The 1,070-nt window shown below is 62.3% G+C and carries 1 protein-coding gene; it reads right to left on the reverse strand.

The genetic code is table 11. From position 1 onward, the window contains the following. On the reverse strand, positions 1-1,070 hold a 1,070-nt coding region (locus MKK64_RS02045), incomplete at both ends, for a glycosyl hydrolase (protein ID WP_243932052.1).

Below are 1,070 nucleotides of genomic sequence, written 5' to 3' on the forward strand. Positions count from 1 at the left end.
GTGCGCACCCGTGCCGAACTGGCCCGTGAGGGTGATGTCCTGCGTCTGGCCTGCCGCATGCGACGCGCTGGTGGTGAGTGTGCCGCCGATCTGATGGCCGTCCACCAGCACCTGGAAGTGCGGATCACCCTGGTAGCTGTCGCCCGACACGCGGAACACAAAGGTGTCGCCCGCGACCGGAGATGCAGCCGAGGTCAGGTGAGCCGCTGGTGCGGCAGCCGGGGTGGTATCCGTCAGGCTGCTGACCGCCGTCTTGTAGGCGGCGCCCGCATTGGGATTGTGACCATTGCTGAGCACGCCATCGTAGTCATTCGTCTCGGCGTTCCAGTAGTTGCCGTAGACCATGTTGTGGTCCGCCATCCACTTGGTCACCCCCTTGATATAATCACCGGCATTGTCGGAGGCGATACCCCATTCGCTGAGGGCAGTTGGCTTGCCGTGGGCGGCGGCAAAATCCTGCTGCCACTGCAGCCCGTAATCTCGTGCCACATCGTGCTGGAAGCCAGCCTTGGCATCCCAGGAGTCGTACTCCGGTGAGTAGTAAACGTCTGTCCCGATGACGTCGACATACTTGTCGCCTGGATAGGCTTTAGCGGGATCCATGTTGCCGCCGTCGTTGGTGGTATCCCAGACGAACTTAAAGTTGCTGGACACCGAACGGAACGTCGTCACGAGTTCTTGGAACGCCTTGACGAACGCATCCTCATGGCCGGCGGCGGCCCAGGGCATCCAGCCGCCGTTGAACTCCCAGCCGACCCGGATGTAAAGATTGCCGTCACTGCTCGGATGCGTCTGGGCGAGCGCCTGAGCGGCCTTGAGGAAGTGATCGTTGTAGGCGCCCGTGGCGACCTGCTCGAGCGAGGTGCCCCAAACGGTGAGCGGCACGCCCCAGATGTTGCCGACCGCGGCCCCCTTCCACAGGCCAGCAGCCCACGGGACGGAACTGTCAAAGCCGGCCCAGCTGTCATTGTTCAGGAAGTGGAGGACGTTGCTGGGGGTGTTGCCAGCCCACTTCGTGTAGGATGCTAAAACCGAAGGATCATCGCCGACATAAACACCGGTCTGAGTCA

It is taken from the genome of Methylobacterium sp. E-025 (assembly GCF_022829705.1).
Lineage (GTDB): Bacteria > Pseudomonadota > Alphaproteobacteria > Rhizobiales > Beijerinckiaceae > Methylobacterium.